Here is a 13226-nt window from a genome sequence, read left to right as displayed (position 1 = left end):
CGGTTCTTTACGTTTCAGGCGGCAAGCCCGTGCAGAACTGCCAGCCCCGGCAGCCAGCCGGTGAAGATCCCGCACAGGAGCGTTGCAATGGCAGTCACACGGGGGCTGCCGCGCCGCAGCGCAAGGTTCAGGAAATAGAGGAACCACAATCCGGACCAGGCGGCCCAGCAACCGGCCAGCCAGACATCGAACAGACCGTCCGCTTGCGCCAGTACCCGCAGCACCATCGGCGCGGCAGTCAGCGCCACAAAGCCGCTGAACCATCCCAACCCCTCGCCGCTGGAGGCGAAAGTGCGGTTGTAGGCCACCCACAGGTATGTGGTGCCGAACAACAGTGTCATGCCCGCATCCAGCAGGTCCGCGGGCTGCCGTGCCGCCAGCGCGATCAGCAGGACGATGGCGAAGAACACCAGCGCCGCAACCGCATTTATCAGGATGATCTCGCGGTCCTGAATACGGCCCATAAGCCAGACGCCGTTCAGGCACAGCACGACGCCGACCACCAGCAGGCTCAATCCCAGAAACATGTTTTCAGCCCCTCAAAGAAAAAACAGGAGAGAGGTACACCTCTCTCCTGCTGCTCCGCTACGCGGATATTTTCGGAATGTGTTTCTTGCCGGGGCTTAGAAATCGACCTCGATAGCGATGCCTTTTTCGACCGCAACTTCCACGACAGAGGCTGCGACGGCCAGATCCTGCAGGCCGACGCCGGTGCCGTCGAACAGGGTGATCTGATCGTCCGAGGTGCGGCCCGGATTGGTGCCGTTGATGACCGCGCCGATCTGGGCGACATCAGACTCCTGGATCAGGCCCTGCGCCACCGCGTGCTGCGCTTCACCGATGGAGATGGACTGGGCGACCTCGTCGGTGAACACGTCGGCCGCAACCAGCAGCTGGGGATCCACTTCCTGCTTGCCCTTGGTGTCGGTGCCCATGCAGGCGATATGGGTGCCGGGGCTGACCTGATCCGCCTTCAGGATCGCATCGAACGACGAGGTGATGGAGATGATCACATCTGCCTCGCGCATGCCGTCCAGCTCCACGGCTTCAAAGGGCAGCCCCGCCTCATCCGCCACCTCTTGTAGGTTCGGCAGCATCTCGGGATGCAGATTCCAGCCGATGACCTTTTCAAACTGCCGCTGCTCCAGAGCGGCGCGCAGCTGGAACCTGGCCTGATGGCCAGCGCCGATCATGCCGATCACCTTGGCGTCCTGGCGGGCCAGATGCTTGATCGACACAGAGGACGCCGCCGCAGTGCGCAGCGCGGTCAGGAGGTTGCCGCCCACCATCGCCTTCACCTTGCCGGTGTCCGGGTCGAACAGGAAAACGGTGGACTGGTGGTTGATCAGCCCGCGTTTCTCCAGGTTGTTCGGCCAGTAGCCGCCGGCCTTGAGGCCCAGGGTGAGGCCTGCGCGGTCAAAGCCGCCCTTGAAGCCATACAGCGCGTCCTCGTGGCCAATTGCCTCGCGCACCACGGGGAAGTTATAGGCATCTCCCGAAGCCATGGCGGCAAAGACCTTCTCGACCGCATCGAACGAGGCTTCACGGGTCACCAGGTCCGCAATCGCCTTTTCCGGAACGATATACATGTCTGTTTCTCCTCAACAAAAAAGCCGGCGGAGGGCGGCATGCGCACCTCCGCCAGTTCGGGGATGGTTCGGTCAGTAGGCCTTGCCGCGGGCCGAGACGGGCCAGACGGTTTCAACCTTGCCGTTGCGCACACCGACGTACCAGTCGTGCACGTTGGCGGTCGGGTCGCAGTGGCCCGGCACCAGGCGCAGCTTGTCGCCCACTTTCAGCGCGCCGTTCGGGTCGGAGACCACACCGTGCTCGTCCGAGCATTTGATGTATTCCACATCGTCGCGGCCGAAGATGAAGGGCAGGCCGCTGTCGACCGACTGCGCCTTGAGGCCGGCATCCACGATGGCCTTGTCGGCCTTGGCGTGGCTCATCACCTGCGTGTAGAGGAAGAAGGCGTTTTCCCACTCGCCCTGATCGATCCGGTTGCCGTCCTTGTCCAGGATGCGGCCGTAATCCGCGTCCATGAAGGCGTAGGAGCCGCACTGCAGCTCGTTGTACACGCCGGAGTTCGACTCGAAGTAGTAGGAGCCGGTGCCGCCGCCGGAGACCAGTTCGCACTCGATGCCTTCGGCCTTCAGCCCTTCAACCGCATCGGCCACCTGCGCGATGGCGATGTCCAGCTTGGCCTTGCGGTCCTCGTAGMTGTCCATGTGCTGCATGGCGCCCTGATAGGCCTGGATGCCGGAAAACTTGAGGTTCTCAGCCGCGTTCACCGCCTTGGCGATCTCGACAACCGCCTCAGTCGTGGTTACGCCGCAGCGGCCTGCGCCGCAGTCGATCTCGACAAACACTTCCAGCTCGGTGCCGTGCTTTTGCGCCGCTGCCGACAGGTCAGCCACGTTGTCCAGATCATCGACGCAAACGATGGTGCGGGCGCCGAGCTTGGGCAGGCGGGCCAGACGGTCGATCTTTTGCGGGTCGCGCACCTGGTTGGACACCAGAATGTCCTTGATGCCGCCGCGGGCAAAGACCTCAGCCTCGGACACCTTCTGGCAGCAGACGCCAACCGCGCCGCCCAGTTCTTCTTGCAGCTTGGCCACGTCCACCGACTTGTGCATCTTGCCGTGCACCCGGTGGCGCATGCCGTGCGCCTTGGCATAGTCGCCCATCTTCTTGATGTTGCGCTCCAGCGCGTCCAGGTCGAGGACCAGCGCCGGGGTCTGGATGTCAGCCTCGTCCATGCCCGGGATCGCCGGGACGTCATAGCCGACTTCAAGTTCTTCGAATTTGGTCTGTGCGTTCATGTTTCTATTCCCCAGTTTAGCTGTTCATCCAGGGCAGCTTGTCGAGGTCGACATTGCCGCCGGTGACGATCAGGCCCACGCGTTTGCCCGCGAAGGCGTCTTTGTTTTTCAAAATGGTGGCGAGCGGCACCGCTGAAGACGGCTCCATCACGATGCGCAGGTGCTTCCAGATCAGCTTCATCGCGTCGATGATTTCCGCATCCGACGCGGTGTAGATCTCGCTCACGTGGTTGCTGACAAAGTGCCAGGTCAGGTCCTTCAGCGGCACCAGCAGCCCGTCGGCAATGGTCTTGGGCGCATCATCTGCGATGATGTACCCCGCCTTGAAGCTGCGATAGGCATCATCGGCCTGCTCCGGTTCCGCCGCGATCACCTGGGTTTCCGGCGCCAGCGTCGACAGCGTCAGGCAGGTGCCCGAAATCATGCCGCCGCCGCCGATCGGGGCCACCACCATGTCGAGGCCGTCGGTCTGCTCCACGAATTCCTTGGCGCAGGTGCCCTGCCCCGCGATGACCCGGTGGTCATTGTAGGGATGGACGAAGTCGCCGCCGGTCTCGGCCTGCACCTTGGCAAAGGTCTCCTCGCGCGAGCTGGTCGAGGGCTCGCATTCGGTGATCTTGCCGCCATAGCGGCGCACGGTGTCCTTCTTGGCCTGCGGCGCGGTGCGCGGCATGACCACGTTGCACGGGATGCCACGAAGCATTGCCGCGTAGGACAGGCAAGAGGCATGGTTGCCGGAGGAATGCGTGGCGACGCCCTTGGCGGCCTGCTCTTGGTCCAGCCCGAACACCGCGTTGGTGGCGCCGCGCACCTTGAAGGCGCCCGGTTCCTGGAAGTTCTCGCACTTGAAGAACAGTTCGGCGCCGGTCAGTTCATTCAGATAGGCAGAGGTGCGCACCGGGGTGCGGCGGATATGGGGCTGGATGCGCTCATGCGCAGCCAGCATGTCCTCATAGGTCGGGATATACATCGCGGTATCCTTCATCAGGCGGCGGCCTTGGCGCTGCTGGCGGTGTTGCCGCGGTAGTAGTCCTGTGCAGCAGCAACGCCGGAGCCCAGCTGGATGTCCAAGCCAAGGTCGGCCATGACCATTTCGGCGGTGGCAATGCCCGACAGCGCCATCACGTCGGTCAGGCTGCCCAGGTGTCCGATGCGGAACACCTTGCCCGCGACCTCACCCAGGCCGGTGCCAAAGGCGACGCCGTATTTCTCAGCTGCCAGGCTGACGAATTTGTTGGCGTCAAAGCCGTCCGGCGTGCGGATCGCACTAACACTGTCGGAGTAGACATCCGGCGACACGGCGCAAAGCTCCAGCCCCCAGGCGCGGACCGCGGCGCGAACGCCCTCGGCAATCCGGTGGTGGCGGGCAAAGACGTTCTCCAGCCCTTCATCCAGCAGCATACCACAGGCCATGTTCAGACCGTTCAGAAGGCCGACAGAGGGGGTGTAGGGATAGGCGCTGTTGGCATAGCCGTTGGCCATGTCCTTGATGTCAAAGAAAGTGCGCGGCAGGGTCGCGGTCTCCGCCGCTTTCATCGCCTTGGGCGAGAAACCGACGATGGCCAGGCCCGGCGGCAGCATGAAACCTTTCTGCGAGCCAGTGACGGCAATATCGACGCCCCATTCATCCATCCGGAAGTCCATCGAGGCGATCGAGGACACGCCGTCGACAAACAGCAGTGCCGGGTGGCCCGCGGCGTCCAGCGCGCGGCGGACGGCGGCGATGTCGGACTTCACGCCGGTTGCGGTCTCGTTGTGGGTCGCCAGAACCGCCTTGATCTGGTGGGAAGTGTCGGCGGTCAGGATTTCCTCGTAGCGGTCCGCAGGCAGGCCCTCGCCCCAGGGAGTTTCGACAACCTGCACGTCCAGCCCGTGGCGCTGGCACATGTCGATCCAGCGGTGGCTGAACATGCCGTTGCGGGCGGCCAGGATCTTGTCGCCCGCATTCAACGTGTTAGTGATCGCGGTTTCCCAGCCGCCGGTGCCGGTCGACGGGAAGACGAAAATCTCGGCGGTTTCGCTTTTCAGAACCTTCTTCACGCCGGCCAGTGCCGGGTGCAGGATCTGGCCGAACAGCGGCGAGCGGTGGTCCAGCGTCGGCATGTCCACTGCCTTGCGCAGCGCTTCGGGCATATTGGTCGGACCGGGGATGAAAACCGGATTTTGAAAGCTCATGTCGTGCCCTCCTGTGGCGATTTCCTCCAATGTAAGGGGCAGCTGCCCGCAGGGATACTTTTTTGAAAAAAACTTTCAAAAACGGATGAAATGAGTAATTTTTCTATATTTTCAATGGTTTTAGTTTTTTCACTGTACAGAAGTGATTTTCAGTTTTATCCATAAGCAGCTGCTTGAATTGCCAAGAAAGACCTGAAAATGCCCCAGCCGCCGCGCCGCAAGGGCCGTCCCAAGAGTTTCGATTCCAACAGCCAGCCGGCCACCATCCAGTCACTGGACCGGGCGCTGGACGTGCTGGACGCTCTGGCCGGCGCCAGCGGCATGACGCTGACGGAACTCTCAGCAGCGCTCGATCAGTCGGCAGCCACCATGTACCGGGTGCTGGCGACGCTGGAGGCGCGCCGGATTGTCGAGATGGAACCGCAGTCCCAGACCTGGCACATCGGTGCGATGGCGTTCCGCCTCGGCTCCGCCTTCCTGCGCCGCTCTAGCGTTATTGAGCGTTCGCGGCCGGTGATGCGAGAGCTGATGGAGGCCACCGGCGAGACTTCCAACCTCGGCATCGAACGCGGCGGTGATGTGATGTTCGTGAGCCAGGTGGAAACACATGAATCGATCCGGGCTTTCTTCCCGCCCGGCACCACCTCACCGATGCACGCCTCGGGCATCGGAAAGGCTCTGCTCAGCTGTTTTGGTGAGGATCAGCTGGCCCGCTTCCTGCGCGGACGGACGCTGCAAGAGTTCACGGAGAAAACCCTGACCTCAGCCGAGGCGCTGCGCGAAGATCTGGCGCGGATCCGCAGCCGCGGCTGGTCCTTCGACGACGAGGAAAAGGCGCAGGGTATGCGCTGTGTTGCTGCGCCGGTCTTTGGCATGCAGGGCGAGGTGCTGGCCGGGATCTCGATCTCCGGCCCCACTGCACGGATGCCCGACGGCGGTATCGACGGCATCGGCGCCCTGGTCAAGGACGCCGCACAAAAACTGTCGCAAGGGATGGGGGCGCCGGCAGTCTGACGCCCCTTGCCCCTAGAGCTGTTTTTTCTCTTCAACGCGGTGCGGAGTGCCCTGACCGGTGTCCAGGAACGCCTTGAGGCTGGAAACGAAGAAATGGTCCCAGCCGGCCTCGCAGATGCGGTAGCAGAGCAGGCTGGGTCTGAGGCCCTCATGCTCAAACCGGATGCGGCAGCCCTGCGGATCCGGGAAGATGCGCCAGATCGCGCGGGTGCCGTGCCATTCGGTCTGGATCCCGCTGGGCTGTCCCTCGTGCAGATGCAGCGCCTCGACGCATTCGAGCTCGACAAGTTCGCCGGGAACAAGGCGCTTGGCCTCAAAGGTCCAGAACGAATGCCCCGGAGGGAAGGTGAATTTGGCGCGGTCGCCGGGTTGCAGAATGGGATTATCCGACTCCGTCCACCAATCCCCGAACCCTTGGGTTAGGGCGTGAAACGCCTGGTCAGGTGTGGCGGCGGCGGAAATGCTGCGTTTGTAGTTGCGCGCGGCGGGTCTGCTGTCCTGCTCGTTCCAGTGCGGCGGCAGGGTTTCAGCCATACCGGGCAGTGCGCTCATCCGCTCCTTCCAGTCCGCCAGACGGGGGTAGTGATTGGGAGGAAAGCCGAACCCGAGTTTTTCCATAATTGCGTGGCGCGTTTCGACTGCTCTTTGGATCAGCCGGATTTCCGGAAACGCCACCGCGTCTGCGGCGCTCGGCGCATCCCCGGCCAGATACGGCCTGCCGTCCAGCAACCCTTCCAGCCAGCGGCACTCTCTGTGCAGGGTCTCCGCCGCGGTCTTCAGCGCTGCTTCTTCCTGGCTGCCGGGGGCTGGCGTGACGCGTTGCACCAGGACAGGCGCCAGCACTGCATGGCAGGCATCGCGCAGATAGCTGTTTGTTTCCATTGTGATCTGCCAGATTTTTGCGGCTTCATCCGGACAGGATCCAAAAAGCGGACGCTCCGGAAAGGCCCGGTCGAGCCAGGCAAGAGCCGCGATGGAATCCCGGATAACGCAGCCGCCTGCTTCCAGCACCGGGACCGTGCCGCGCGGATTGAGCGACAGGAAGGGTTCCTTCTTGTGCTCGCCGTCCGACGCTGACAGCACGTTCTGCTCCCAGCTCAGCCCCTTGAGTGCCAGGCCCGCGAGAACACGCCAAGCGCATGGTGCACCGCTGATTGTGTGAATAGTGAGTGTCATATTGAACCTCCTTCAGGTGTCTCCGAGGAGGGTAAAGGTTGTTAATGAATTGAAAAGTAGGCAGAATTTTCTAACTTAGTCAGGAAAACGATACTATTGCCGGGCTGCTTCCAGTGAAAGGTTCCGGCGAAAGGGCATCCTAAACTCTGATTTTCCGCGAAACTGTTTGAATTCATGTTAGTATGATTTTTGTACCAAGGGGAATTTGCGATGAATGCCGAGCCGCCGGAAAATTTCCAGGCCAAGCAAACTGGCGGGGCATTTGGCACGCGCTGTCCGATGCCGGACATCGCTCAGCTCATTGGCGGCAAGTGGAAGCTGATTATTCTTCAGGTGCTGATCTTTCAGGGAACCAAACGGTTTGGCGAGCTAAAGCGTGAAGTTGAAGGCATCACCCAGACCATGCTCACCAGCCAGCTGAGGGCGCTGGAGAAAGACGGCCTTGTCAGCCGGGAGATCTTTCCCGAGGTGCCGCCGAGGGTGGAATACACGGCAACCGCCAAGGCGCTGGCCCTGACAGACATGTTCCACGCAATGCACAAATGGTGGGTGCTCCATAACGGCGAACAGGCCAGCTGACCTGAGGGTCGGCCAGCCTGAGTATGAGCAGCCCGATACCGTAATACGGCTTGTGTTGCCCTGACCTGCCCTCAGCGCAGCGGTGCCAGCGGCATGTGGCGGTTCACGTCCTTGTACAGCAGGTAGCGGAACTTGCCCGGACCGCCCGCGTAACAGGCTTGCGGGCAGAAGGCGCGCAGCCACATATAGTCGCCGGCCTCGACCTCGACCCAGTCCTGGTTCAGCCGGTAAACCGCCTTGCCCTCCAGCACATAAAGGCCGTGCTCCATCACATGGGTCTCGGCAAAGGGGATCACCGCACCGGGTTCAAAGGTGACGATGGTCACATGCATGTCGTGGCGCAGGTCGTTCGGATCGACAAAGCGCGTCGTCGCCCATTTGCCCTCGGTTTCCGGCATCGGGGTCGGATCAACGTGTTTGTCGCTGGTGACAAAGGCCTCCGGCGCATCCAGGCCCGCAACCGGCTGATAGGCCTTGCGGATCCAATGGAAGCGCACCGGCGCATCGCCGTTGTTGCGCAGGCTCCAGTTTGCTTGCGGCGGCAGGAAGGCATAGCCGCCCTCTTCCATTTCATGCGCGGTGCCGTCGATGGTCAGGGTCATGGAGCCTTGCACCACGAACAGCACCGCCTCGGTGCCCGCTTCCGTTTCCGGACGGTCGCTGCCGCCACCGGGCAGCACCTCGGCGATGTACTGCGAGAAGGTCTCGGCAAATCCGGACAGGGGCCGCGACAGCACCCAGAAGCGGGCCTTGTCCCAGAACGGCAGGAGGCTCGCCACGATATCGCTCATCGTGCCCTTSGGRATCACYGCATAGGCCTCGGTGAACATGGCGCGGTCGGTCAGCAATTGGGTCTGCGGCGGCAGCCCGCCTTCAGGGGCGTAGTACGATCGTTGAGTCATGGGCTGCCTTTCCTGCTGAAGTGCTGCCCTATTGATACCCGCCCGTCCGGCGCAACCGAACTTATTTCCGTATCAAGAATACCTGAAGGATTGTCTTGGTATTTTTGAAGACGTCATTGACGGCCCTAACCGCCGCTGCTGCCGATATCTTCCGGCGCGATGGAGACGGTTTTGACCACTGCATGGCATTCCGCGCCTGGTTCCAGTGCCAGCGCTTGGGCGGAGCGTCGGGTGACACGGGCCAGAACCCGGCCCGCAGGCGTGGTCAGCGAGACCATGGCGCCGGGCCCGCCGCCGGTGCGGACATGTTCAACCGTCCCTGGCAGGATATTGAGCGCCGACAGCCCTTCGGGTCGCTGGCGCGACAGGATTACCTCATGTGCCGAGATCCTGACCCGAACCATGCTGCCGGGAGCCTTGGCAATTTGCGGCAAGAACAAAGACACGCCGCCTGCATCCAGCTCTGTCAGCCCGTCGCCGTGATGCCGGGCAACCCGCGCCTGCAGCAATGCGCCTGCCGCGCGGACGCCTGCGGGCATAACTGCGGGGTCGCCTAGAACCTCTGCCGCCATCCCTTGCCGCTGGACTTTGCCGTCCTGCAGCACAACCACGGTGGTAGCCAGCCGGGCGACCTCGGCGGCGGAGTGGCTGACGTAAAGCATCGGAATGCCGATCTCATCCCTGAGCCGCTCGAAATAGGGCAGGATTTCCGCCTTGCGGGCCTCATCCAGCGCCGACAGCGGCTCATCCGCCAGGATCATCCGGGGGGCGGCCAGCAGTGCGCGGCCGATGGCAACCCGCTGCTTCTCGCCGCCTGACAACCGGCCGGGGCGGCGCTGCAGCAAGGGGCCGATGCCCAGCAGCTCGACTACCCTATCCAGGCTCTCTTTCTTGGCGTCGCGTGGTGCAAACCATTGCCCGAACAAAAGATTCTGCCGCACTGTCAGATGCGGAAACAGCCGCCCCTCCTGAAACACATAGCCCATGCGGCGCTTGTGCGGTGGCAGCCAGTGGCCGCGGCTGGTGTCGCACAGAACTTCCCCCTCCAGCGCCACCCTGCCCTGATCCGGCCGAAGCAGCCCGGCAACCGCCTGGATCACCGTCGTCTTGCCGGTGCCGGAGCGGCCGAACAGCACGGTGACGCCCGGCGGCGCTTCGAACTGAACGTCCAGCCCGAACCCCGGCAGCGCATGTTGCAGCGACACGGTCAGCATCAGCGCCCCCCTGCCCGGTCGGCTGCCCGCCGCGCCAGCAGTTCCGACAGCAGCAGCGCGGTCAGGGCGATTGCGACCGACACCAATGTCAGCCGCAACGCCGCGGTCTCGCCGCCGGGCACCTGCAGGAAGGTATAGRTCGCGGAGGGCAGCGTCTGGGTCTGGCCGGGAATGCTGGAGACAAAGGTGATGGTAGCGCCGAACTCCCCCATCGCCTTGGCAAAGCCCAGCACAGTGCCTGCAATCAGCCCGGGCAGGATCATCGGCAGGGTAATGGTTGCAAAACACATCAGGCGCGACGCGCCCAGGGTCGCGGCGGCCTGCTCCAGCTTGGGGTCCACCGCCTCAATCGACAGGCGGATGGCCCGCACCATCAGCGGAAAGGCCATGATGGCCGCGGCCAGCGCGGCCCCGGTCCAGCGGAAGGCAAAGACGATGCCGATCTGTTGCAGCGCCCCGCCGATCGGCCCCTTGGTGCCGAACACCATCAGCAGCAGATAGCCGGTAACCACCGGCGGCAGGATCAGCGGCAGATGCACCAGGCTGTTAACGATCTGTTTGCCGGGAAACTGCCAGCGCGCCAGCGCGTAGGCGGCAAACACCGCCAGCGGCAGCGCTGCCAGCGTTGCCCAGACGGAGACCCGCAGCGACAGCATGACCGCCTGCCACTCCTCGGGGCCCAGCCATGCGGTTTCAGCACTCACGGATCTGGCACTCCAAACCCCTGCTGAATGAAAACCTCTCTGGCTGCCGGGCTTTGCAAGTAATCCAAAAACGCCTTGGCCTCGGCGATGTTGCCATCCGCGACCGCTGCAGCAGGATAAAGAATTGGCGGGTGGCTGTCTTCCGGAAAGACGGCAAGGACCGAGACGCCGGCCTCTGCACGGGCATCGGTGGCGTAAACCACCCCCATCGGCGCCTCGCCGGAGGCAACCAGCGCCAGCGCGGCGCGGACATTGGCGGTCTGAGCCACCTTGGGGGCAAGCTCACTCCATTGCCCCAGTGCCATCAGTGCTGCCTTGCCGTAGATGCCTGCAGGCACCGTATCCACCAGCGCCATGGCCAGGCGGCTTTCGCCAAGCCGGCCTGCCAGATCCGCGGTCTCTAAGTCCAGCGGCAGAGCACCTGGTCCATGCGCGATCAAAACCAGACTGTTCGCAAGCAAGTCCAGGCGTGAGGCTTCATCGATCAAGCCCTCTTGCTGCAGGACATCCATCCAGCCGGGATTGGCCGATATGAAAACATCCGCGGGTGCGCCCAGCTGGATCTGCCGGGCCAAGGCGGGCGAGCCTGCATAGGAGAGCGTGACATCCCGGCCGGTGCCTGCCTCGTAGGCTGCCGAGGCTTCATCCAATGCGGTTTTGGTGCTGGCGGCGGCGAAAACTGTGATCCCGGCCTGCAGCTGACCGGCCAGGCTCAGGAATAAAACCCCAGCAGCAACAAGGCTCCGCCGGAATGCCGGCGAAGCCAATGAATTCAGGAATGAAGCCAGGTTTGCGCTCATGTCCCTTAAGGGACTACCTCTGCCGGCCGGAACGGGCAAACGGAAATTCTTGCCCTGGTGCAGCGGCTTTGCAGCCCGGATGACGGTCGAGGCCGCTGCTCAGAACAGATCAACAACGCCAGCGCCTGCACCAGCAGCCGCAGGAGCGGGTGCGGGTGCGGGGCGCGTAGCGGCGCGCTGCTCCATTTCGCCGAGCTTGCGGTCGTCCTTCACATGGGTTTGCTGGGCCGCGCCGGAACAGGCGTGGAAGCGCACCCGGCGCGCCGATGTGCCGCCAACGCTGGAAGAGATCACGGGGATGCCCTCATCGCGAAGGAAGCGTTGCACAAAATCGGCATTGGCGGCACCAATATCCGACAGGTTGGCCGACATCTTCGCACCGCCGAACACTTTGGACTTGAGATTGGAGCGGATCGCGCCCTTCTTGAGAACCCCGTTGATCAGCAGCTCCATTGCATGGATGCCGTAGCGGGCATTGGCCGCACCGCCCTGGCGGGCGTTGGCCAGCAGGAAATGATTCATCCCGCCCACACCATTTTCCGGATCATAAATGCAGGCAGCAATGCACGAACCAAGGACCGTGGAGAACATGATCTTAGGATCAGTGCTCACCCGGTATTCCCCTTGCAGAACCGTAACGGATTTCGAATTGGCGAAAACAGTAGTCAAAGTCAGGTCCTTCCTGCGGTTCGATCAGACCTTGCTGGCCTGTAGTAGTGTATTGGCCATCCGGGTCAGAGGCACCTGCTGCTGGGCAGCCCCCATTTCCCAGGCCACCCGGGGCATGCCGTAGACCACTGAGGATTTCTCATCCTGGGCAAAGGTCTTGGCGCCGGCCTTGCGCAGTTCCAGAAGCCCCCTGGCCCCGTCCTGGCCCATGCCGGTCAGAATAGTGGCAACAACGTCCTTCCCATATGGCACGGCAGAGGTGAACAGAGCGTCAACAGAAGGTGTGTGGCCGGAAATATCCGGGCCTTCCTTCATCCGCAGACGCAGGGGCTTGCGGCTGGTCAGCCCCATGTGACGGCGCTGGCCGGCAGCGATGTAAACGTGGCCCGGTTCCAGAGTGATGCCATCCTCGGCCGCACGCACGCGGGCCGGGCAGATGCGGTCCAGCAGCGATACCAGGCCGGAGCCGAAGTTCTTGCCGGTGTGCTGCACTATCAGGGTCGGCGGACAGTCGAATGGAAAGCCGACCAGCACATTGCGCAGCGCTTCCACGCCGCCGGTCGAGGACCCGATCAGGATCAGCTTCTTGGCGCTTCCAGCGGTGGCGGAAGGGCGTGCAGCCGAAGCACGTGCTGCGGCACGGGCACTGCGGCGCGGCGCATTCAGCATCATGTCCAGATACTGGGCAAACTGGCTTGGGTGGTCGGATTTCGTTAGTTCGAAAATGCCCGCGCCGACATCCAGAAGCGGCGAGGATTTTCGGGCCGGTGTGGCGCCCTGAGTATCCATCACGGAAACCCAGCGGGTATCCATGGCGGAGAACAGCGCCATCATCATCTCAAATTCGGGCAGTTTGGTGAAACCGTCCTCGACAAAGGCAAAAACCGGCTGTGCGGCCTCTGCCTGATTGTAGGCCATCATCAGGTTGTTGGCCAACAGCACTTTCATGCCGGGGTAGGCGGACTCCATGTATCCCTGCAACGTGCGGGCAAAGTTCCGGTCCGTGGTAATGATCAATAAGTTTCGCGAAGACAATGGGTTCCCCAGTCAAGTTGCAGTGCCATCAGAATTACAGGCACAGGTTGCCATAGTCTGAAGGCGCCGCGTTTTTTTGCGGCGCCTCCGGTGAGTTCTCAGAAGTCCTGCCAGAGGTCGCGTGCGGCATTGC

General features: G+C 62.8%; 14 protein-coding genes. 2 read left to right on the top strand and 12 right to left on the bottom strand.

Annotation, left to right across the window (positions count from 1 at the left end):
- Positions 1–14: 14 nt before the first annotated feature.
- The 5 genes from A9D60_RS15385 to bhcA all read right to left on the bottom strand — a co-directional run bounded on the left by A9D60_RS15385 (position 15) and on the right by bhcA (position 5000).
- Positions 15–527, bottom strand: coding sequence for an AmiS/UreI family transporter (locus tag A9D60_RS15385; RefSeq protein ID WP_065268409.1), 513 nt, complete (start codon positions 525–527; stop codon positions 15–17).
- A 96-nt stretch (positions 528–623) separates the two neighbouring features.
- Positions 624–1589 (bottom strand): iminosuccinate reductase BhcD, encoded by a 966-nt coding sequence (bhcD, locus tag A9D60_RS15380; protein WP_065268408.1) that lies wholly within the window; start codon positions 1587–1589, stop codon positions 624–626.
- Between the two features lie 72 nt (positions 1590–1661).
- Positions 1662–2825, bottom strand: coding sequence for a 3-hydroxy-D-aspartate aldolase BhcC (bhcC, locus tag A9D60_RS15375; RefSeq protein WP_065268407.1), 1164 nt, complete (start codon positions 2823–2825; stop codon positions 1662–1664).
- A gap of 16 nt (positions 2826–2841) precedes the next feature.
- Complete coding sequence (bhcB, locus tag A9D60_RS15370; RefSeq protein WP_065268406.1) at positions 2842–3810, bottom strand: beta-hydroxyaspartate dehydratase BhcB; 969 nt, start codon at positions 3808–3810, stop codon at positions 2842–2844.
- Positions 3810–5000: an L-aspartate--glyoxylate aminotransferase BhcA gene (bhcA, locus tag A9D60_RS15365; protein ID WP_065268405.1), complete on the bottom strand. Its 1191-nt coding sequence runs from the start codon at positions 4998–5000 to the stop codon at positions 3810–3812. The genes bhcB and bhcA overlap by 1 nt, the downstream gene beginning before the upstream one ends.
- Before the next feature lie 198 nt (positions 5001–5198).
- Between bhcA and bhcR the strand changes: the two genes are divergently transcribed.
- Positions 5199–6014, top strand: a complete 816-nt coding sequence (gene bhcR, locus A9D60_RS15360) for an HTH-type transcriptional regulator BhcR (RefSeq protein ID WP_065268404.1) — start codon at positions 5199–5201, stop codon at positions 6012–6014.
- A 12-nt stretch (positions 6015–6026) separates the two neighbouring features.
- Here the strand turns inward: bhcR and A9D60_RS15355 are convergent, their stop codons facing one another.
- Entirely contained in the window at positions 6027–7190 is a 1164-nt protein-coding gene (locus tag A9D60_RS15355) for a glutathione S-transferase N-terminal domain-containing protein (protein ID WP_217492065.1), read from the bottom strand.
- Between the two features lie 210 nt (positions 7191–7400).
- Between A9D60_RS15355 and A9D60_RS15350 the strand changes: the two genes are divergently transcribed.
- Positions 7401–7769: a winged helix-turn-helix transcriptional regulator gene (locus A9D60_RS15350; RefSeq protein ID WP_083194224.1), complete on the top strand. Its 369-nt coding sequence runs from the start codon at positions 7401–7403 to the stop codon at positions 7767–7769.
- 71 nt (positions 7770–7840) lie between these two features.
- Here the strand turns inward: A9D60_RS15350 and A9D60_RS15345 are convergent, their stop codons facing one another.
- The 6 genes from A9D60_RS15345 to A9D60_RS15320 all read right to left on the bottom strand — a co-directional run bounded on the left by A9D60_RS15345 (position 7841) and on the right by A9D60_RS15320 (position 13027).
- Positions 7841–8671 carry a bifunctional allantoicase/(S)-ureidoglycine aminohydrolase gene (locus A9D60_RS15345; RefSeq protein WP_065268402.1) on the bottom strand — a complete coding sequence of 277 codons (831 nt, stop codon included), beginning with the start codon at positions 8669–8671 and terminating at the stop codon, positions 7841–7843.
- 125 nt (positions 8672–8796) lie between these two features.
- On the bottom strand, positions 8797–9885 hold the full coding sequence (gene modC / locus A9D60_RS15340) for a molybdenum ABC transporter ATP-binding protein (protein ID WP_065268401.1): 1089 nt from the start codon (positions 9883–9885) through the stop codon (positions 8797–8799).
- Positions 9885–10589: a molybdate ABC transporter permease subunit gene (gene modB, locus A9D60_RS15335; protein WP_083194223.1), complete on the bottom strand. Its 705-nt coding sequence runs from the start codon at positions 10587–10589 to the stop codon at positions 9885–9887. Before modB ends, modC begins: the two co-directional genes overlap by 1 nt.
- Entirely contained in the window at positions 10586–11389 is an 804-nt protein-coding gene (gene modA, locus A9D60_RS15330) for a molybdate ABC transporter substrate-binding protein (RefSeq protein ID WP_065268400.1), read from the bottom strand. Before modA ends, modB begins: the two co-directional genes overlap by 4 nt.
- A gap of 99 nt (positions 11390–11488) precedes the next feature.
- On the bottom strand, positions 11489–12058 hold the full coding sequence (locus tag A9D60_RS15325; RefSeq protein ID WP_065268399.1) for a chemotaxis protein CheD: 570 nt from the start codon (positions 12056–12058) through the stop codon (positions 11489–11491).
- A 24-nt stretch (positions 12059–12082) separates the two neighbouring features.
- Entirely contained in the window at positions 12083–13027 is a 945-nt protein-coding gene (locus A9D60_RS15320) for a CheB methylesterase domain-containing protein (protein WP_065268398.1), read from the bottom strand.
- Between the last annotated feature and the right edge of the window lie 199 nt (positions 13028–13226).

It is taken from the genome of Leisingera sp. JC1 (assembly GCF_001679925.1).
GTDB lineage: Bacteria > Pseudomonadota > Alphaproteobacteria > Rhodobacterales > Rhodobacteraceae > Leisingera.
Note: the sequence above shows the minus strand (reverse complement) of the source record. Positions and strands in the feature narration are given on the sequence as shown.